Source organism: Legionella quateirensis (assembly GCF_001467955.1).
Taxonomy (GTDB): domain Bacteria; phylum Pseudomonadota; class Gammaproteobacteria; order Legionellales; family Legionellaceae; genus Legionella; species Legionella quateirensis.
In genome coordinates, this window is the sequence record NZ_LNYR01000034.1 from 326,765 (window position 1) to 346,825 (window position 20,061).

Here is a 20,061-nt window from a genome sequence, read left to right on the forward strand (position 1 = left end):
CTTGGAGATCCTTCACTGCGTTCAGGATGACGAAACTTAACCGTCATCCCGAATGCAGTGAGGGATCTCCTGAATGTGGTGCTGTGCCTGCATCAGGAGATCCTTCACTGCGTTCAGGATGACGGATAAAAAGACGTCATATTGAATACAATGATAGAAAAAATGCACTACTTTTTATAACCTAAGTTATACTTTGATCATATCTATTTAATTTTTGAAAAAAATGGCTGAAGAATATTATTTATCTGATGATATCGAAGACACAGTTTTTTCAGAAACGACTTTGTCTTATGTCAAACCCGGTGTTCCTCACAAGCGATTCCAGGATTTAAAAAATGGAGCGATACATTGGGATGCTAAACTTGATCTGCACGGTTTAAAAACTGAGGCAGCGCGTGAAGCATTAACTCAATTTATTCATACTCAAGTACGAAATAACAAACAGTGTATACTAATAATACACGGCAAAGACAGCCCCAAAAATGTTCCTCCTCTATTAAAAAATCTGATTAATCGTTGGTTACCCCAGATTAAAGAGGTTGTCGCGTTCCACAGCGCCAAATCCAAAGATGGTGGTTCTGGCGCAGTTTATGTCTTACTGAAAAAGGGAACAGAGCTTCCTAAACGTGTACCAAAAGCGGGAGATGGCTCTTTTTTGGTAGCCGAGACCAAGGCTATGGAACGAAAAAGACGTCTTGCAGAACAGCAGGGAGAGCGACAAATTGCGCCTGTTAAAGCTCGCGAACATTCTGATGTAGAACATCAGGCCAGTCCTGAGGGTGAGTTACAGAATAGCATTTTACAACATCCGATACTTGATAGTCAGCGATTCGATGGTATTGATCCTAATTTGAATCCTGAGCCGCCTTTAAATACAGAGGCTCGTCGCGAATTTGATAATGAAAAAAGAGAACAGGAAAAGGAAAAACAATTGCGCTTGGGTAATATGCCTAAATTCACAACCGCACCTACCCCACGGGGGCCCTAAATGACTATTGCGAACGACATAATCAGTCATAGAATGCCTGAGTTTGATGCCTATCTTCGGGAGGGTGAGTCTTTGGATGATATTGACGAATATGGTTTTACTCCCTTGATTGAGTGCGCCATAACCCGTCAAACCAAAATTGCTGAACAGTTGATTGCTCGAAAGGTGGATGTCAATAAGCCGGATGTCACCGGGCGTACTCCTTTGCATTGGGCCATAGATAATAACGATTTGGAAATGGCTCGGTTATTATTACATCATGGTGCAGATGCTAATGCCTATACCCGTAACGGTCTTTCAGTTCTGGTATATCCTGTGTTGCGAGGACAGGATCCTTTAAAACATTTACTGTATCACCATGGTGCCAAACTTGATTTTGCCCTTGATTTTATTAATGCCAAACTGTTGGGGCATCGATTCGAATTGCAGGGTGATGTTGATATTGTTAATGCTAAAGGCGAATTTATTGAACTGGATTATGAAGGCTTCATTCTAGAATTTACTGTGGCTGTTGTGAAGGATTCTTTACGTCGATTTATTAGCAGTTATTCCACTCGGCACTTACGTGATTATTTTCCATTAATACATACGATTATGGATGCTTTTAGCGATGCTGCAGAACTTTTGCAATTCCAGCATCAACCAAGACTTTCTGATGCTCATCTGAAACGCATCAATGAATTATTGAAATCCCCCATGTTAATTCTTCCCGCTGCAAGCAGGGGTCATGCTCTTTGTTTTGTTCGCTTTCATCAATGGTGGGCAAAGATCGACCGTGGAGAAAACAGTCTGAAGGAAGGAAGTGTTAATATATATAGACTAACCAGACCAGAAGCATTGACCGTTAATTTTATTCAGGATTTTTTATATAAAAAACAAAATAGACGCTATTTTCATCACGTAATTAATCAACAACTGGGATTACTGCCTATAGCTCAAATGCCAATCAGTTCTCAAATAAGCGGTAATTGCTCCTGGGCAAATGTTCAGGCTGTAGTGCCTGTAGCTTATGCAATGCAGGAATTGACGACGGCCGAAGGATTTAACCCTGAAATACCGATGTTTCTATATAATGAATGGGTAGAATGGGATAAAGACCGAGCGTTGGATGAGTGCATTCAACGTTTTTATATCGCCAGTCCAGAGCGCAAGGCGAGCATTGTTGCCATGTTAGGTGGCGTTCTTTTCCAAGCCTGCGATCATAAAAACAAACAGCATCTGGATAGGGCTGAGAAAATACTTAACATATTGACCTTGCCTGAGTACTATTATGTTTTGAAGAGTTATCTTGATGAATATTGCATCAAACGTTTAACCCGTAAAGGGAATAATTTATTAAAACTTCTTGATGACTGTGGGGTCAATCCAAATATCGGTGTCAATCCTGTCGCTACAGATTTATAAGCAGTATGATGTACTGGCTTGATACACCAGAAATCAAAATACGTTTATTTAAAAGCAATTCCATTGTCACTCATATAAGCTATTTCTGTAGCCATTTGCTCAAGACGTGGAACTAAATTAGGATCTGTTTCTATTAAGTGTTTTGCCTGTTTAGAATGGCTGTAATGCTTTAAATTATGTTTGAATAACGCATTACTTTGTTCCGGAGTTTTAGGTTTGAACAAGCCCAGCTTAAGTAAGCTGTCTATAGTGTCGTAATCAGTTACAGCAGGATAAAGATGGAAGTTGATCTCATCTGTTGAAATACATACTGTTGGGTAATAAAAGGTAGTTTGGTTCCACATGGTCTGGATACCAATGTAGTATGAATTATAGTCTGTAGAATGGTAAGTAATGTGCATAGTAATACTTTTAATGACAAATATGATTACTATTTTATCATATTAGTTGTAAATTGTATCCTTTTTGCGAAATTAACCCTATAATTCGCTTTATTTTTGTTCATATAGTAGTGGTTGAACGTACTGATTAGGCTATGAGAACATTCTGGAGGAGATGAGGTTGAACGATTATTCCTGGATATTATTTGATGCAGATGACACCTTGTTTCATTTTGATGCTTTTAATGGATTAAGTCTAATGTTTTCAGGTTTTGGCATGTCCTTTACTCGACAGGATTATGAGGAATATGAACGGATTAATAAACCTCTATGGGTAGAGTATCAAAATGGCACTATTAATGCGCAACAGTTGCAGCATCGACGTTTTGCACATTGGGCTGATAAATTGCAAGTTAGCGCTCTGCACTTAAACAGCACCTATATGTCGGTAATGGCTGAAATTTGTACCCCAATCGATGGGGCTGTAAGTTTGCTGAATGCGGTGAAAGATCAGTATAAATTAGGCATCATAACCAATGGATTTACTGAATTACAACAGGCGCGTTTAGAACGAACTGGTCTTAAAGATCATTTTGAACTGATTGTCATTTCAGAAGAAGTGGGGCATGCCAAACCTCATCCCCAAATTTTTGAACATACACTTGACAGGATGGGTAACCCCGCTCGAGAACAGGTATTGATGGTGGGAGATAATCCGGATTCAGATATCCTTGGAGGATTAAATGCCGGATTACATACCTGTTGGCTTAATAGTCAAAACAAAGCAGCTCCAGAGGGAATAATACCTCATTACGAGATCTCTTCACTGGAGGAGCTGGAGAGAATGTTAGTGGCATAAGAGTAGGGTGATTATTTATTTATAACTACCCTCAGAGCCTGGAGTTTTAACGCGGCTGAATTAATATAGTGCTCGCACTCAACGATTTGTTGTTTAGAGTATTCAATTTCTTCATTTCTGATTGTTGGATTAATTTTTTGTAAGGATTCCAGTCGATTGACCTCATCTCCTATAGATTGAGTCATCTGGATTTTTGCCTGTTCTATGACGTCCAACATCTGTTGTTCAGCAATGTGATTACAATTCTTCAATATGGATTCTATATCTCCACTGACTTGTTTTATTATGGGGTAACCCAAATGCCGTTTTACTGGCTCACACATCGCATTAAGTTGGTTATAGTCCAGGATTTTGCTCAGGTTTTTTCCTGACAGATCCATTAAAATTCTAATGGGGATAAAGGGTAAGAATCGATCCAGTTGGAGGTGCTTGGGTGCAGCACAATTCACTGTGTAGAAGGTTTCCAGGAACAATGTGCCTGGCGCAATGCTTTTAACCGAAATCGTCGCCAAGGTCGCGTTTCCTGTCTCTGAGTTCAGTATCATTTCCATTGAATCATGAACCATGGGATGTTCCCAACTCAAAAACTCCATGTCTTCTCTAACCAGGGCTTTAGTTCGCGAATAGGTAACGGTGATCCCATCTTCTTTTAATCCAGGAAAGTGGGTTGTTTTCATATGATCAGTCGGCCTCAGGATCTCGGCAAGCTCAGAATGATATTCATGATCGATGCCAAACTCATGAAAGACTTTAGCCATATAGTTTTCCAGTTCAATACTGCTTTCTTCGGCCTCAATCTCGGCAATAAGTTCTTGAGCGATAACAGGATTGCAGGAGTTCAATTCCAGCAAGCGGTCACGACCTTCATGCAACATTTTATTGAGTTGGTCGGTATAGGTTTTAGTCTCATCAATAAGGCGGTTCAAAGGCTCTTGATCTGAAGTGATGTTATTGGCTTGAAGAATTGGCAACAGTTGATGTTCAAATTGTTCATATATAGTAAACCCTACAGAGCAACTTTGTTTAAATAAATTGATTCCTTCATGATACCAACGAAACAGTATTTCCTGAGCGGTATTAACCAGATAGGGAATATGAATTTCAATGGTATTTTTTTGTCCTATGCGATCCAATCGTCCGATGCGTTGCTCCAGTAAATCAGGGTTTAAAGGCAAATCAAAGAGCACAAGATGATGGGCAAATTGAAAATTTCTGCCTTCACTGCCAATTTCAGAACAAACCAATGCTTGAGCACCTTGTTCTTGCTCTGCAAAATAGGCAGCAGCACGATCGCGTTCTATGATTGTTAAACCTTCATGAAACGCTGTACTGCGTATTCCTGCTTTAAATTTTAAAAATTGTTCCAGTGCCAGAGCTGTTTTCGCTTTGGCACAAATAACCAGAACTTTTTGAGGATGAAGTTCATCAATTTTGGAGGCAAGCCACTGAACACGTGGATCATTCAGAAGCCAGATGTCATTATTCAATTGCGACTCAGGATACAGATTAAGTGTATTATCAATTGCATTTAATGCGGCGTAGAGTGCGGGATTAGGTAAAGGATATTGGTGAACATTCCGCTCGGGAAAACCTTTAATTGCTGCGCGGGTATTGCGAAACAGAACTCTACCTGTGCCATGTCTGTCCAATAAGTTCCTGATTGTAGTGTTGATACTGTTGCTAATATCTTTACCAAGATAATCTACTAATTGTGATCTTAATTCGGTATTTAGTTCATCGGTCTGTTCAGTTTCTTTGTAAGCAATTAATTTCTGAACTAAAGCATTTACTTTCTGGTAGCCGTCCTCTTCTTTTTTAAACAAATTGAGGTCATAAAAGCGTGACGGATCCAGTAATCGAAGCCGTGCGAAATGGCTTTGAATTCCAATTTGTTCTGGTGTTGCTGTCAGTAAGAGTAATCCTTTGCTTTGCGATGATAAGTGTTCAATGAATTGGTATTCGGGGCTCGGCTCTTGTTCCGACCAATGCAAATGATGCGCTTCATCCACTATCAGAAGATCCCATTGTGCTTCTATGGCCTGTTTTCTTGCTTCTTCATTACTCATGAGGAAATCCAGACTGCATAGAACCAGTTGTTCCATTTCAAAAAAATTACTTTCAGATGTTGGTTCACAACGGTCTAAATCTTCATCATCTTCGTCGTCGTCATCAAATTCCTCATTTTTCATTAACTCAAAACGATTTTTATCAAAGATTGAGAAGTACAGATTAAACCTTCTTATCATCTCAACAAGCCATTGGTGGATAAGGGAATCAGGCACTATGATGAGTACTCGACTGGCGCGACCTGTATGCAGTTGATAATGCAAAATCATGCCTGCTTCAATTGTCTTACCAAGGCCAACCTCGTCCGCGAGCAGGACTCGGGGAGCATAACGTTGCGCTATTTCACTGGCTATATAAACCTGATGTGTCAGATGATTGGTTCGAGATCCCAAAAGGCCTCTTACTTTTGATTGTTGCAGTCGGCTGGTATGATTGAGGGTATCAATTCTTAACTTGAACGAATTCAGTTTATCCAAAAGACCACTAAATAGCCTTTGTTGGGGAGTGCTTAACGTGATAAAGCAATTTAGAGCAAGTTCATTGATCTGATGTTCATTTCCTTCCGTGTCCTGCGCTGTATAAATAATAAGCCCTTTCAGATCATTAATCTCTGTAACGAGTAATGATCTGTCATCATTAGTGCAGATTTCCTCGCCTATTTTATAAATAATCCGACTGAGAGGGGCGTTATCTATAGCATAAATTCTGTCTTCTTCTGCAGCGGGAAAGCTTATGTTTACATGCCTGCCATGTAATTCAGTAATAATTCCCAAGCCGAGTTGTGATTCAGTATTACTTATCCAGCGTTGGCCAATGGTAAATGTCATATAGAGCAACTTCCTATCTTGAAATGGGTTTCAGCAGCATTTCGGTTTGAATCGCATCTGCCGTTTTATTGGTTAAACAATATAATTCATGATTGTATCAATTTTCATAACAATAGACATTATTTTCTCATGTTTATCTTTTTTGTTGCTTAAGAAAAAGAACGGATCAGGGGTGTAGATTGGTATCACTGTCCGATACAGACTATGTCTGAATTGAATCTTTTTGTGATGAAATAATATGATCACCATGATCAATTTGTTGACACGCGTTTAATGAACCTTGTATGATGATTTGAAGTGTTTATATTAATAGAGATAAGGAGAATGCACATGCTGACACGAGCCGCAGTTAGACAACTTATTAGGAGTAGCATCAGATCCACTCAGGAACGGGGGTATCTTTTTAGGGGCTAGACGCACCAGTTATAATCCAGGTCCAAGATTTTTCCATTCCAAAACATCTGAACAATCCATTACCAATATTTCTGAACAAATTAAACATCAGTTTCTTGAAAGTCATAGTCGTTATGCCAGGCTTCAGCCATTAACCGGTATTGATCATATTATCATTTATCTGAATGGGCGATTATCACTTTGGGGTAAACAGTTAAATAGCAGTCTTTATGAAATTGAATCCCAGGGAACTCCTGCTCTTGAATTACAATATAACCTGGTTAAATCCATATCTCATTGCAGTGTCTGGCTCAATTTAATCGTTCAATCCATAATTAGTGATCAGACGTTTGACGTACATCATGAAGAGGATTTACATAATATCAAGAATAAATTAAAAGATTTAAAGCAATTAAATCATAACAGCATCGATCATGAATGTGCCGTAATTGACAGAATATTAATGTACATTTCGAAAGTGAGTAATGCTAAAAGTATAGTCCAGATTAAATCGATCCAGGTTCAATTTCTGCAGGAAATGAAATCAATCAACGAGACTTATGCTTCTACAGCAACACGATTACAATTGAATGGTTTGCATCAAACCATTGCTCAATGGATGTCAAAATTTAACCTATATCTTGATTCAAGTCGTGTGCTCATTGTGAGTTCTCATGGACCAAGAGAAGATTTGATAGAGAAGCAATATTTCCTTGATTTGTATGCGCAGCATGGGATTGAGGACGCAGAAAAAGGGAGTTCTCATGTCATCTGTGTTGAAATGTTGCCTGAACAGATTGCGACAGTAAGTAAAGAATCTCTGATTGATTTTTTAAGAAAACATCAGCTTAATATGATGATAGGTCACAATATGTTAGGTGACCCACAGGCAATGAATAAAGATGTATTGGGTCAGTACGCGCCTGAAGTAATAAAAAATCTATGTCCATATCATGAGCGAACATCAGATGGTACTGGAACACGACCTTCACTGTTTTCTCGACCACCTGCTTCGAATCAAGAAGTAGTGACTGAGCCTGAGTCAAGTCAACTAAGAAATTAACACTCTTGAGAAGTACCTTTTAGACAAGGTACTTCATTGAATTTAATCAAATTTATCCAGTTTATTCATTTTAAATCTAAAAATTTATTCGATAACTCTTGTCTTATTAGTTAATTTTGATTAAAAATGGACATCTAAGGATGGTTTTTAATCGTAAGGAGCGCAATCATGGGTGTTCAAGAAACAGAGCTTCAGGAACAACAGAATAAATTAGCCACTAAACCCAAAAATTCTGAACTGGAACCAACTGAATCACATCCTCTGCAAACTACAGAACTTCCTGAAACACTTGAAGATCTGACCAGTCTTGAAATTCCTAAAATTGAACTTGAGAGTTTACACAAGATAAATTCTGCTAAAAACGATCTAATAAAAGTAAAAGAGACCCTAGGTTCGATAATTGATACTATGGCTAATAATCCAAGCCTAATCAGCCGCGCGGCGAAAGCTTGGGGTGAATTACCTCTTTGGCAAAAAATTCTTGGTGGGGTTGTTGTATCTGGACCTGTTTTAGCAGCCGGGTTATTCGCTCATGTCGGTGTTCTTATGGTTATAGGTGGCGTAAACGGCTTAGCTTATACTGCAAGTGGTATTATTCTTGATGATCACCATGTTCACACGGTAGATATTGCCAATAAATTAAAAGAAGGAATATTTAGTCTTGCTGATTTATTGCAGATAACCATCAACGCCTTAGAAAAGATTGTTGCCTCTTTACAAGTAGAAGTTGAAAAATTCATCGTTGAGAATGCAAAACTTGCCAACAATGTGACTGAATTAAAATCTGAAGTCACCTCATTAACCGCTCAGGTGGAAATATTTGTAGCGACACAGAGCTTATTGCGTGAAACTCGAGATGACCTTGATAAATCAGCTAAAAAGTTAAAAGAATCCGTTGAAGCACAAACGGAATTATTGGTTGAAAATCAGGTATTATTAGATAAAGTAAAGGTAGAATACCAAAAAAATGAGCAGCAATTGAGCGCAAAAGTTGCCGAGTTGCAGGCTGTTAAAGATGCCATGGATAAACAGATTCAACAAGCTACTATAGTGTCTACTACCTTACAGGGTGCAGTAGAAACCATGGCAGGAACTATGGTGCAAGATGAGGAAAAGCGGGCTCGTTTTCAGCAACAATTGGATGAGTTCCTGACTGGTAAGAAAGACGGCTTTCATAACATCGCATGGCGTATTTGTGAAGCTGAAACAAAACTTGCTGAACTGACAGGTAAGCTAAATGATACGCAAAAACATTACGATCAATTATTAGTTGTGCAGGAAGGGCATGTTAAACGCCTGGAGAGAATTGTTGTTAAACCAGATACCGAAAACGTGGATCCTAATGTTAAAACAGTTAAGGGGCTTCATGAACACAGTATTTATAAGCAGTCAAAACAAGCCGTAGCTGTTGAGAAGGCTGAGACCCCATCACTGACTACGAGACTGAATTAAATTTTTGGTCAGAATTCATCGGATGATGTCAAATTATTACGCTCCCCTTTGTTGTCTCAAATAACCTATGTGACGCGTACCGCGTCACTTGGAGTATTGATGTCGTTATCCCGGGGGCGTAGTATCTTGAGTTGAATTAATAAGAAATAATCTAATTACCACACAGCAAGGTTACATAATGAAAAATATTTTAAGAAATTTCTTATTGTTTAATCTTCAATTTGATGAACATGAACGGGAAATAAAATATCGCTTCATTTTTCTTAATAATGTTTTTTTCTTTGCCGGTGTGGTGGCATTAGGCATGGGGTTTGTGCGTTGGCAACATAGTATGTTAATGGGGATGATTGATTTTGGATTTTCAATTATTGGATTTAGTTTGCTTTACTACTTACGACATCATAAAGAAAAAATTGAAGGGATAAGTACACTTGCCTTGATGTTAACCTTTCTTCTTTTTTATGCAATTTATATATTGGCTCCATACAACACCTTACGATTGGCCCTTTTTTTTCTATTATCCGCATCTGCATTATTTTTGAAAGGAAGAAAGAAAGGCTTGCTATGGACGCTGTTTATTTTAGTTACTGTTATCCTGGGTCGCTTCATCCCTAATTTGAACACGGAATATTCATGGTTTGATGTCGTGTTTCTGTGCATCAATTTAATCGCTTTATTTTTTATCTTTGACAATTATGAATTAATAAAGGAAGAGCAAACTGAATATTTAGAATTTTTAAATCGTGAGCTGGAGAAAAAAGTTCGAGAGCGAACAAGAGAACTTCATCTGGTCAATGAAACTTTAGAAGAAAGTGAAAAAAGATTTCGTTCAGCTTTTGATAATGCTGCTATTGGCATGGCTTTGGTTTCATTGGAGGGTCATTGGCTTAAGGTGAATAAATCGTTGTGCAAGATAATAGGATATACGGAACAAGAGTTATTAAAAATTAACTTTCAACAAATTACTTATCCGGATGATTTACAAAAAGATTTAAATTATGTGCGTCAATTATTGGATGGAATAATAAGTGCCTACCAAATGGAGAAACGGTACATTTGTAAAAACGGAACCATAGTCTGGATTTTATTGAGTGTTTCATTGATTAAAGATGCTCAAGGTAAAGCCATGTATTTTATTTCTCAAATTCAAAATATTGATGCTCAAAAAAAGGCAGAGCAAGAGTTAGTCACAATGGCTTATCATGATGTATTGACTGGATTAGCCAACCGCAAATTATTGGAGCAATCGTTTAAGCTCACCATGGCATATGCCAAGCGCCACCATTATATGATCGCTGTGCTGTTTATGGACCTGGATTATTTTAAGCAGATTAATGATGTGTTTGGCCATAATGTAGGTGATTTGTTATTAATTGAGATTGCATCGCGCCTAAAATCAAGTGTCCGTTCTTCAGATATTGTAGGACGACAAGGTGGAGATGAATTTTTAATTATTCTGTCTGAGCTTGTTAATGAAGAAGAGGTTTGCACTGTGATCAGTCACTTATTTAAGGCGATTTCGCAACCTTTCTTTATAAAACAGCAAGAAATCTCTATCACTTCGAGTATTGGAATCAGCATGTATCCAGAAGACGCTTCTGATATAGACACCCTTATCAAGCAAGCTGATGCAGCTTTATACGAAGTGAAATCCGAAGGAAGAAATAATTATAAGTTTTATACTCATCAATAGTAATTCTATTGTAAAAAAACTAACAGTCCCTGGTTGATTTGCAAAAATAATCATTGGTCTCCTGGAGGGCAATGTTTAATGTTTGTGCGTAAAATATTTACAATTTTATGGAGTTATAAAGGGCTATATGATAAATTGAATTAATTTCCTATCAAAAGTCATTGTATCATGCCTCGATTTTTTCAATTCAGTCCCAAAAAACAACAACTTGTAGAATGTGATAATTCAGAGAGTGCTGAATTTATTGAAATTTATTGGAATTGGGAACCTTATGCTATTCCAATGGTACTGGGGTTAGAAGATGCGGTACGCAAATTTGCCAGCAGATTTGAGGCTAATGGAACTTCTTACTCAGTACTCGCACCGTCAACCTGGATTGCTTTGCTTGAACACAATGCACAATATTGTTCACCCCAAGAAGCGAAACTTCTCTCTCAGGCAACTTTAGCTATACGTCCATGTTGAAGGGCATAAGGATGTATTAATCCTAATGCCCTTATTGCAATGACTATTTTTCAGAGGGTTCTTTAGCTAATACCGCTTCTCTTTTCTTGTTCCCTTCATTTTTCGCAACACCAGAACGGTTACCTTGCTGACCAGCCTGAGCTTGTTGATTCGGGTTGGATCTCTTCCGTTGTTGATTTGGATTAGTCGTTCCGCCAGGATTTGCAGGATTGGTACGTTGTTGCTGATTGCCACTTGGACGACGTCTACGGTTAGGATTATTTTGTTGTCGTCTTTCACCAGCTTGTCCCTTCGGTACTTGTCTGGATTGATTGTGGTGGCGTCCTGGAGTCTTTTTAGATTGGTCCAATGTGGATGGAGCCGATTCGGTCTGTCCACCAAACAAACTAGTCCATAAACGCTTTATAAAACTGTTTTGTGGGTGTTTTCTGGTTTGATGTTCAGTAAATGATTTAACTGCCGGTTCATCACGAACGGCTGCTTCCTTATCGCTACTGGAAACGTGCAATTCAGGTTGTTGGATTAACGTGTAACTTGGTTTTTTGGATTTACCAACATTATCTTCTTTTAATCGGGTTATAGAATATTGTGGTGATTGCAAGTACGGATTAGCAATAATTACTACGCTGACGCTGTGTCTTTTTTCAATATCTCTGATGAAATCGCGTTTTTCATTCATGATGAACGTAGCCATTTCAGCTGGGAGCTGTACTTGAATTTCAGCGGTCTTTTCTTTTAAGGCTTCTTCTTCGATCAAGCGAGTTATGGATAACCCATGGGATTGAATATTACGAACAGTACCACGGCCTTCACAACGCGGACAAATTTCCTGAGCGGTTTCTCCCAGAGATAATCTCAAACGTTGTCGTGACATTTCCAGCAGACCAAAGCGGGATATTCTTCCAACCTGAATGCGCGCTCTATCGGCCTGTAAGGCTTCTTTCAGGCGATTTTCAACATCACGCTGATTTTTGCTTGAACTCATATCAATGAAATCAATAACAACCAGGCCACCCAAATCACGCAGACGTAATTGGCGAGCGATTTCATCAGCTGCTTCCAGATTCGTATTTAGAGCGGTTGCTTCAATATCAGAACCGCCTGTGGCTTTAGCGGAGTTAATATCAATAGACACCAAAGCTTCAGTTCTGTCAATGACTAATGCACCACCAGAAGGCAACATAACCTGCCGTTGATAAGCCGTTTCAATCTGACTTTCGATTTGATAGAAATTAAATAAAGGAATGCTGCTGTTATACAATTTCAAATTGGGCAGAAATTCCGGTTTTACCCGTTCAATATATTGTTTGGCTTTGATATAGGAAATTTGATCATCAATTATGATTTCACTAATTGATTTTCTTAAGTTATCGCGAATTGAACGAATAATTACATCGCCTTCCTGGTGAATCAGGCAAGGAGCAAGCTCGGAATTATAGGCTTGTTTTATGGATTGCCATTGATTGCAGAGCATGTTCAGATCGTCTTGCAACTCTTCCTGACTTTTTCCAACGCCTGCTGTACGGATTATCAATCCCATATCGTCAGGTAGCGTTAATGCGTTTAATGTTTCACGTAGTTCGTCTCGTTCTTCGCCTTCAATCCGTCTTGAAATTCCACCAGAGCGTGGGTTGTTAGGCATTAAAACAAGATAACAACCGGCAAGAGTAATAAATGTCGTGAGTGCGGCGCCTTTATTTCCTCGTTCTTCTTTATCTACCTGAATCAGAAGTTCCTGGCCTTCGCGAATTAATGTGGTAATGGGTGGTTTATCATCACCAAAATCATCAGGGTTTCTGCTCAAATATTCAGGAGCAATTTCTTTTAAAGGTAAGAAACCTTGACGTTTTGATCCGTATTCGACAAAAACTGCATCAAGACTTGGTTCTCTTCTTGTGACAATCGCTTTGTATATATTACCTTTTTTCTTAACTTCACCAGGACATTCTATATCCAGGTCAAATAAATGATTGTCTTTAATAAGTGCAACACGAACTTCTTCTGTTTGCATTGCGTTAATTAACATTTTTTCCATCTGTAACCCCATATTTAGGGCGCAGGCATTTAAGTTGAGATAGTGTAAGGCTCTATGTTAGGACTGTTTTCACTTCTTCCAGAATGAGCCATGATGTTGATTAACACTGTTCCGTAAAACCCATGCTCTTCTGCAAGCCGCTTTACGGTACTCGAAAATCAATGTCCTGGCATTTATCCCAGTGAATTGAGAACAGTTCCTACCCAAATAGTCCAATGGAGTGCCTAAACAACACTCTTTTTGAACGATAATTGGCATGATCTTTAAGCTGACCCATGACCTTGTGAACAGACCGTACGCATGTTACCTGGATAATCAAAGGTGCACACTGTGAAATATACCGTTTACTTATTAAGTGGGTCGAAATAAGAAGCCTTTTTATGAGGCGTGTGAAAGCCCGGAAATAATTCGTATTGGGTATAAAGCATGTCTGGCATGCGCAGGTATCTGTCGAAATAGTAATCAATTTAGCTCTGGTATTGGGTCGCTTCCTTATATCTTCGACTTAAATGGAAGCGCATCTTGTTTTTCCTTAAGCATCAATCTTCTCATCTTCAATGAGTAAATAAACCTGATTTTAAGACTTTTGGTTTAAGTCGCAATTAAAATTCAAGCCATTTATTTCATCTGGATCGATACTTCTTATGTTGGATTTGTTATCAAATTAGCTAAAATAATGATAACCAGATAATTTTTTATGCTATGATGATAAAAAATTTATGTGATTACATGTATTTTAGTGAGTTAATTACAAATCTTTGTCGATTATTAATCGACTATTAAACTTTTTTTCTGTTTATGCGTTATAATTCGGTCGCTAGGGAATTTTCCCATGCGATATATAATCATATCAAAAAATTCACGCCCAGCAAACAGGTTTATTGACAATGAGTGAAGTTAGCTATAAAGAAATAGGCAATGAAGAAGAGGGGCAGCGTTTAGATAATTATTTAATCCGTATTTTAAAAGGTGTTCCTAAAAGTCACATTTATCGAATTATCAGAGGCGGTGAAGTCAGAATCAATAAAAAAAGATCCCAGGCCAGTTCTCGATTGCATGCAGGGGATATCGTACGAATTCCTCCAATACGAACATCGGACTCCAAAGAAGTATTCGTAGGTGATGCTTTGGCAAAACGGCTTAATGAGTGCATCATTTTTGAGGATCCCTGTCTCTTGGTTATTAATAAGCCGGCAGGTATTGCGGTGCATGGCGGAAGCGGATTAAGTCTCGGTGTTATCGAAGCGTTAAGAAAAACCAGACCCGATTTGCCCTATCTCGAATTGGTTCATCGTTTGGACAAAGATACTTCAGGCTGTCTTTTGTTGGCTAAAAAGAGAAGTACCTTAAGATCCATACAAGCCCTGCTTGAGGCACGTGAAATTCAAAAAACGTACTGGGCTTTGTTAACCCATCCCTGGGAAGGTAATAAGAAAGTTACTGTTAATGCGTCGCTTGAAAAAAATACCTTAAAATCGGGTGAGCGGATGGTTTTAGTCAAAGAAGATGGAAAAGCTTCTGAAACAGATTTTAAATTATTGGAAAATTATAAACAGTCCTGTTGGGTTGAAGCCAGCCCTAAAACAGGACGTACTCATCAGATCCGCGTTCATAGTGCCTATCTGGGACATGTAATTGTTGGAGATGAAAAGTACGGATCACTTGCAGGCGAGGTCGAAGGAATAGATAATCAACACAATCGTCTTTATTTACATGCTCGAGCCATACAATTTACTTTGAATGGTGCCAAGCAGCTTTTTCAGGCTAATGTAGATGATCGATTTGCTAATACACTAAAACATTTGCGTGCAAGGAGCTTAGTGAGCAATGAGTAATCCATATCAACTGGTCGTTTTTGACTGGGAAGGCACAATTGCAGACACTTTGGGACTGATATTACATACAGTGGCTCATGAAGCCAATGTACTTGGATTTGGAGAGATTGATCCATATCAGGCCAGAAAATATGTCGATTTGGGCTTATTAAATGCCTTAAAGAAAGTGTTTCCACACTTATCGAGTGAACAACAGGACCAATTGGTGCAAGCTGTCCAGCATGCCATGATTACCCGACCCACAGAAGTCTGTTTACTTCCTGGAGCTTTGGAGTTTATTCAGAAACTGAACCTGGCAAAAATTGATATAGCTATTGCGACAAATAAAGGACAACATTCATTACTCAGGGCACTTCAAGCCACTGGACTTGATGAATATTTCAAGGTAACACGTTCCGCAGGGCAGGTTCCAGCCAAACCCTGTCCGCAAATGTTGGAAGAAATTATGGAAGAATTTGGCAGAGATGCAGCTACAACGTTAATGATAGGTGACTCCGCTACGGATATGGAAATGGCAACCAGTATCAATGTTGCTGCTATTGGGGTGGATTTTTACCATCAACAAGAAGACGCCCTTAAAACGGCTGGTGCCCTGGCAGTATTTGATGATTATAAGCTATTGGCAGACTATTTAAAGTTGCCAAATATGGAATAGGGAGTAGTAATTAATGAGTACTTTAACCAGTTTACCTAATTTATTAACTTTGTTGCGCATCATTCTTATTCCGGTATTTATTATCGTTTTTTATCTGCCTTTTAAATGCGCTAATGCTATTGCCGCGGGAATTTTTGCTGCGGCATCGTTTACCGATTGGCTGGATGGTTATCTGGCTCGCAAATTGAAAATGGTGTCACCGTTTGGTGCGTTTTTGGATCCGGTTGCAGATAAATTATTAGTATCAACCAGCTTGCTATTATTGGTGGGTGCGAAAGATATCAATTACATTACTATTCCTGCCATAGTCATTGTAGGCCGAGAGATCGTTATTTCCGGGTTAAGGGAATGGATGGCTGAAATCGGACGACGTGCGAGCGTTACAGTAGGTTATATTGGTAAAGTCAAAACAACCTTTCAAATGATAGCGTTAATTTTGTTGCTGGCATTTAATCCTGTTAATTCCTGGTGGGGAAGTATTGGCTTTATTCTACTATATGTGTCCGCAATTTTAACTATTTGGTCTATGGTTATTTATTTGGCCATCGCTTGGCCAGACTTAATGAAAAAAAATTAAGTTAGTTGTTGACAGGGTGTGAATTTTCGGTAAAATCACTCCCCGTAGAGACGCGGGAATAGCTCAGTTGGTAGAGCACAACCTTGCCAAGGTTGGGGTCGCGAGTTCGAGTCTCGTTTCCCGCTCCAAATTAAAGCGACGACAAAGTCGCTTTTTTTTTAGAGCTTTAGAGATACAAATGGGGCTGTGTGGCAGAGTGGTCATGCAGCGGCCTGCAAAGCCGTGTACGCCGGTTCGATTCCGGCCTCAGCCTCCACAATACACCGTATGCCCAGGTGGCGAAACAGGTAGACGCAAGGGACTTAAAATCCCTCGGTGGTAACACCATGCCGGTTCGATTCCGGCCCCGGGCACCAATTATTGATTCATTCCAAATTAAGGGAAACGCTTCAATCTCCCTTTAAGTATTCATAAACCAAGTTCATCACATTAAAAATTTCTTAATTCAGAAACCTTACTTTATATGAGCTTTGAACGTTCGCCTTTTTTTATGGACGCATTTAGTTTTCATGTTGCTAAGAATCTCTCACTCCCCGTGAAAAGGCAATTTCACACTATTTTCATTCCTTGCACGAGAGAGGGGGCTATTTTATGCTATTCTGGTTGTACAAGTTAAACCTGGTTGATGGCTAATCGTGATAACAACTTATTCCATAGGGTCTACAATTATATGTCTTTTGATAAAATAGTTTGTGTTGGAAAAAATTACCTTGACCATGCTAAAGAACTTGGAGATCCAGTACCAGAAAAACCCGTATTATTTTTAAAGCCAGGAAGTGTTCTTAAACAAGCCTCCAGTTGGGGTGAACAAATACACCTTGATTTTCCGTTTGAAGACACTGCGGTGCAGCCAGAATGTGAAATTGTGTTACGCGTAGCTCACGATGGGTATAGAATGACATCTGATGAAGCTAAAAACGCTGTTTCAGACCTTACTCTTGGTCTGGATATGACTTTAAGAACACGTCAAACTGATTTAAAAAAACAAGGTCATCCCTGGACTACAGCAAAAGTATTTAAAGACGCTGCTATTCTTGGTCCATGGATTCCATATCATCAATTTAATAACTATATGGAGACTGAATTTCAATTGCTTGTTGATGGCACTCTAAGGCAATGTGCCAAGGGTACAGAAATGATGATGCAACCAGAAGAGCTATTAGTTTATATTAGCCAATTTTTCCCTTTAAAGTCAGGAGATGTTATTTATACAGGAACTCCAGCGGGAGTAACTTCAATATCAAGAAATAGTGTAGCTGAAGTACGCTGGCACAATTATTTCTATAAGGTTAAATGGGAGTAGTGCTCCAGAATGTATTCATTGCATTCGGGATGACGCTTTTTTGTTCGTCATCCTGAACGCAGTGAAGGATCTCCAAATGCCGGCACAGTACCACGTTCAGGAGATCCCTCATTGCATTCGGGATGACGTTTCCCCAGGGTAGTGAGAAGTTACAAAAATAACTTAGAAGTGATTTTGTACTTCAATAATTTAGTATTTGCCTGAGTTGATTTGAAATTGTGGTGTGTTTTTTTGATTGGATATTAGTGTAACGAGATCTGTATATTCTTGAGCACTCAGAATTTTAACTCGCTCATGGATGCTCAAGTCATTCCAATAGGTTTGGGTACTAATATGAATTTCTTCCTTAAATCGTATAGTTCGGGAATTTTCTGATAACTTTGCTGCTAATTTCGGGCTAAGTTCTTTTAGATCATGATAGTTCATTTTAACCAGCGAACGTAAATGTTCTGGAATAGGAGTAATGACCAGTCTCGGATGATTCTGGTTTAATTCATAAGGTAAATGAGGGCTTTGTTCTCTGAATTCAGTATAGGTCAGGTTATCGTCCCATGTTTTTCCAGCGATTAGAATGGTTTGTTCTGAAATATCAAATCCCTTTTTCTGTTGAATTAATTTTTTTATATCCAGGCAGGTCGCAGTTCTGCTGTTTTCTATAGTGATGCCAATGGATTGTCCCATTAAGGTTTTTAAAAATAAGTGCATGATCAATGCCCCTTAATTAAGACGTGTAATGATGAATCAGACTTCTACTAATTATAATACAATATCATGTGAGTTGATTGCTAAAAGTTAAATTTGGTTAAAAATATTTCAAAAAAGATGGTGTTTAAAAGAGACGTTGTCTGAGTTTATTTAAACATTCTCTCCAATATTCCCTTACTTCGCTTAGAGAACGTAAGTCCAGACCTAAGAACCCTGCTTGATAACGATTAAATAAATCAAAAAAATCCCGGGTATTGTCTCTAATACCCGGGCTGTGATGTAGTATATCTGAACGAGGTGTTTATTAAGCGCTTGGTGCTGAATTATTAATGTCGTTTTCAATATCATCCAATAGTTCAGAGGACTTGGTTTTATGAACAAAAAAGAAGGATTGGTTCATTAACAGGTTAACTGCACCTTTTATTACCAAGCCTAGTCCCAATGTTAAAACTCCCAATGCAAAATTAACTAAAAATTCTGACCATCCCCTGTGTTTGTCCAGTTTGGTATGAGCGGTATCGATCAGTGCTTTACATGTCTCTTCAAATTGTTTGTATGTTTGAGGCTTAGGGTTGCTAAAATAGAGATCTCCTGCTTTTGTTATTTCCGTATGGAGAGTATTTGCTGCGTTCCATGCTTTGTCTAAAGCTTCAAATTTTGCAGGATTAGATATTTTTTCATTTCGGCGCTTTGCGAGGTCATCCATCTTTTCTTTAAGTGAATCAAGATGTATTTGAAAACTATGTTGCGCTTCAAGGAGCTTCATTGGTTTAAGCTTATCCTTTTTCAATTTTGATTCTCTTTGTGTTACTTCTGTCCGTTGTTCTTCTTCAAGCAGTTCAGAAGCTAAGGGTTCTCTGGTGTCTCGTATGCTGTTGTATTTAGGACTGGGTTCTGCGGTCAGTTTCAGCGCCAATTGCTCGCTTGCACGCTGATTTCGTTCTTCCTCTTCTTGCGCTAAACGTTCTTCATTCTGCAGCTGTCTGGCTAATTGTTCACTGGTGTCTGGAACATGATCTGCATGTTTAACGGTCTGATGCTCCGATTCCAATGCCAGCCTTTGCGCTAATTGCTCACCTTCACGCTGAAGTCGTTCTTCCTCTTCTTGCGCTAAACGTTCTTCATTTTGCAGCTGTCTGGCTAATTGTTCACTGGTGTCTGGAACATGGTCATCCTGTTTATCGTTCTGATGTTCCGATTCCATTGCCAGCCTTTGTGCCAATTGCGCACTTTCACGCTGATTTCGTTCTTCCTCTTCTTGCGCTAAACGTTCTTCATCCTGTAACTGTTTGGCTAATTGTTCACTGGTGTCTGGAACAGGATCATCATGTTTAACGTTCTGACGCTCCGATTCCAATGC

General features: G+C 38.9%; 16 protein-coding genes and 3 tRNA genes. 14 read left to right on the top strand and 5 right to left on the bottom strand.

Going from position 1 to position 20,061, the window contains the following annotated elements:
- Positions 1 to 223 precede the first annotated feature (223 nt).
- Positions 224 to 988: a Smr/MutS family protein gene (locus Lqua_RS12815; RefSeq protein WP_058474673.1), complete on the top strand. Its 765-nt coding sequence runs from the start codon at positions 224 to 226 to the stop codon at positions 986 to 988.
- Complete coding sequence (gene ankH, locus Lqua_RS12820) at positions 989 to 2,392, top strand: Dot/Icm T4SS effector AnkH/LegA3 (protein WP_058474674.1); 1,404 nt, start codon at positions 989 to 991, stop codon at positions 2,390 to 2,392.
- Between the two features lie 44 nt (positions 2,393 to 2,436).
- Here the strand turns inward: ankH and Lqua_RS12825 are convergent, their stop codons facing one another.
- Positions 2,437 to 2,793, bottom strand: a complete 357-nt coding sequence (locus Lqua_RS12825) for a hypothetical protein (RefSeq protein WP_133141030.1) — start codon at positions 2,791 to 2,793, stop codon at positions 2,437 to 2,439.
- Between the two features lie 160 nt (positions 2,794 to 2,953).
- Between Lqua_RS12825 and yjjG the strand changes: the two genes are divergently transcribed.
- A complete protein-coding gene (yjjG, locus tag Lqua_RS12830; RefSeq protein ID WP_202972754.1) occupies positions 2,954 to 3,631 on the top strand; it encodes a pyrimidine 5'-nucleotidase in 678 nt (225 codons plus the stop codon).
- Positions 3,632 to 3,642: 11 nt separating this feature from the next.
- On the opposite strand, the gene rapA is transcribed toward yjjG, so the two are convergent.
- The gene (gene rapA, locus Lqua_RS12835; RefSeq protein ID WP_058474677.1) at positions 3,643 to 6,525 is read right to left on the bottom strand and encodes an RNA polymerase-associated protein RapA; all 2,883 of its coding nucleotides are present in this window, start codon (positions 6,523 to 6,525) and stop codon (positions 3,643 to 3,645) included.
- Between the two features lie 856 nt (positions 6,526 to 7,381).
- On the opposite strand from rapA, the gene Lqua_RS12840 reads away from it, so the two are divergent.
- The 4 genes from Lqua_RS12840 to Lqua_RS12855 all read left to right on the top strand — a co-directional run bounded on the left by Lqua_RS12840 (position 7,382) and on the right by Lqua_RS12855 (position 11,591).
- Positions 7,382 to 7,981 (top strand): hypothetical protein, encoded by a 600-nt coding sequence (locus Lqua_RS12840; protein WP_058474678.1) that lies wholly within the window; start codon positions 7,382 to 7,384, stop codon positions 7,979 to 7,981.
- 168 nt (positions 7,982 to 8,149) lie between these two features.
- A complete protein-coding gene (locus Lqua_RS12845) occupies positions 8,150 to 9,433 on the top strand; it encodes a LegC2/C7 family Dot/Icm T4SS effector (protein WP_058474679.1) in 1,284 nt (427 codons plus the stop codon).
- 178 nt (positions 9,434 to 9,611) lie between these two features.
- Entirely contained in the window at positions 9,612 to 11,126 is a 1,515-nt protein-coding gene (locus tag Lqua_RS17995; protein ID WP_083501331.1) for a sensor domain-containing diguanylate cyclase, read from the top strand.
- Positions 11,127 to 11,294: 168 nt separating this feature from the next.
- Positions 11,295 to 11,591, top strand: a complete 297-nt coding sequence (locus Lqua_RS12855) for a hypothetical protein (protein ID WP_058474680.1) — start codon at positions 11,295 to 11,297, stop codon at positions 11,589 to 11,591.
- Positions 11,592 to 11,634: 43 nt separating this feature from the next.
- Here Lqua_RS12855 and Lqua_RS12860 read toward each other — a convergent pair whose 3' ends face one another.
- Positions 11,635 to 13,626 carry an Rne/Rng family ribonuclease gene (locus Lqua_RS12860; RefSeq protein WP_058474681.1) on the bottom strand — a complete coding sequence of 664 codons (1,992 nt, stop codon included), beginning with the start codon at positions 13,624 to 13,626 and terminating at the stop codon, positions 11,635 to 11,637.
- 887 nt (positions 13,627 to 14,513) lie between these two features.
- Between Lqua_RS12860 and Lqua_RS12865 the strand changes: the two genes are divergently transcribed.
- From Lqua_RS12865 to Lqua_RS12895, 7 genes are all read left to right on the top strand, one after another.
- On the top strand, positions 14,514 to 15,461 hold the full coding sequence (locus Lqua_RS12865) for an RluA family pseudouridine synthase (RefSeq protein WP_058474682.1): 948 nt from the start codon (positions 14,514 to 14,516) through the stop codon (positions 15,459 to 15,461).
- Complete coding sequence (locus Lqua_RS12870) at positions 15,454 to 16,116, top strand: HAD family hydrolase (RefSeq protein WP_058474683.1); 663 nt, start codon at positions 15,454 to 15,456, stop codon at positions 16,114 to 16,116. The genes Lqua_RS12865 and Lqua_RS12870 overlap by 8 nt, the downstream gene beginning before the upstream one ends.
- A gap of 13 nt (positions 16,117 to 16,129) precedes the next feature.
- A complete protein-coding gene (pgsA, locus tag Lqua_RS12875) occupies positions 16,130 to 16,693 on the top strand; it encodes a CDP-diacylglycerol--glycerol-3-phosphate 3-phosphatidyltransferase (RefSeq protein WP_058474684.1) in 564 nt (187 codons plus the stop codon).
- A 52-nt stretch (positions 16,694 to 16,745) separates the two neighbouring features.
- A tRNA-Gly gene (locus tag Lqua_RS12880) sits at positions 16,746 to 16,821 on the top strand.
- 54 nt (positions 16,822 to 16,875) lie between these two features.
- A tRNA-Cys gene (locus Lqua_RS12885) sits at positions 16,876 to 16,949 on the top strand.
- Between the two features lie 13 nt (positions 16,950 to 16,962).
- A tRNA-Leu gene (locus Lqua_RS12890) sits at positions 16,963 to 17,049 on the top strand.
- Between the two features lie 314 nt (positions 17,050 to 17,363).
- Positions 17,364 to 17,996 carry a fumarylacetoacetate hydrolase family protein gene (locus Lqua_RS12895; RefSeq protein ID WP_058474685.1) on the top strand — a complete coding sequence of 211 codons (633 nt, stop codon included), beginning with the start codon at positions 17,364 to 17,366 and terminating at the stop codon, positions 17,994 to 17,996.
- 189 nt (positions 17,997 to 18,185) lie between these two features.
- Here the strand turns inward: Lqua_RS12895 and Lqua_RS12900 are convergent, their stop codons facing one another.
- A complete protein-coding gene (locus Lqua_RS12900) occupies positions 18,186 to 18,701 on the bottom strand; it encodes a ubiquitin-like protein (protein WP_058474686.1) in 516 nt (171 codons plus the stop codon).
- Positions 18,702 to 19,005: 304 nt separating this feature from the next.
- The coding region (locus Lqua_RS18525; protein ID WP_193787181.1) for a hypothetical protein at positions 19,006 to 20,061 on the bottom strand (1,056 nt) is incomplete at its 5' end.

What these genes read in the sequence shown, in the direction of transcription:
- ankH (WP_058474674.1), top strand. Translation starts at nt 989, where the DNA reads ATGACTATTGCGAACGACATAATCAGTCATAGAATGCCTGAGTTTGAT.
- Lqua_RS12855 (WP_058474680.1), top strand. Translation starts at nt 11,295, where the DNA reads ATGCCTCGATTTTTTCAATTCAGTCCCAAAAAACAACAACTTGTAGAA.
- pgsA (WP_058474684.1), top strand. Translation starts at nt 16,130, where the DNA reads ATGAGTACTTTAACCAGTTTACCTAATTTATTAACTTTGTTGCGCATC.
- Lqua_RS12865 (WP_058474682.1), top strand. Translation starts at nt 14,514, where the DNA reads ATGAGTGAAGTTAGCTATAAAGAAATAGGCAATGAAGAAGAGGGGCAG.
- Lqua_RS12895 (WP_058474685.1), top strand. Translation starts at nt 17,364, where the DNA reads ATGTCTTTTGATAAAATAGTTTGTGTTGGAAAAAATTACCTTGACCAT.
- Lqua_RS12840 (WP_058474678.1), top strand. Translation starts at nt 7,382, where the DNA reads ATGTACATTTCGAAAGTGAGTAATGCTAAAAGTATAGTCCAGATTAAA.
- Lqua_RS12825 (WP_133141030.1), bottom strand. Translation starts at nt 2,793, where the DNA reads ATGCACATTACTTACCATTCTACAGACTATAATTCATACTACATTGGT.
- Lqua_RS12845 (WP_058474679.1), top strand. Translation starts at nt 8,150, where the DNA reads ATGGGTGTTCAAGAAACAGAGCTTCAGGAACAACAGAATAAATTAGCC.
- rapA (WP_058474677.1), bottom strand. Translation starts at nt 6,525, where the DNA reads ATGACATTTACCATTGGCCAACGCTGGATAAGTAATACTGAATCACAA.
- Lqua_RS12815 (WP_058474673.1), top strand. Translation starts at nt 224, where the DNA reads ATGGCTGAAGAATATTATTTATCTGATGATATCGAAGACACAGTTTTT.
- Lqua_RS12860 (WP_058474681.1), bottom strand. Translation starts at nt 13,626, where the DNA reads ATGGAAAAAATGTTAATTAACGCAATGCAAACAGAAGAAGTTCGTGTT.
- Lqua_RS17995 (WP_083501331.1), top strand. Translation starts at nt 9,612, where the DNA reads ATGAAAAATATTTTAAGAAATTTCTTATTGTTTAATCTTCAATTTGAT.
- Lqua_RS12900 (WP_058474686.1), bottom strand. Translation starts at nt 18,701, where the DNA reads ATGCACTTATTTTTAAAAACCTTAATGGGACAATCCATTGGCATCACT.
- Lqua_RS12870 (WP_058474683.1), top strand. Translation starts at nt 15,454, where the DNA reads ATGAGTAATCCATATCAACTGGTCGTTTTTGACTGGGAAGGCACAATT.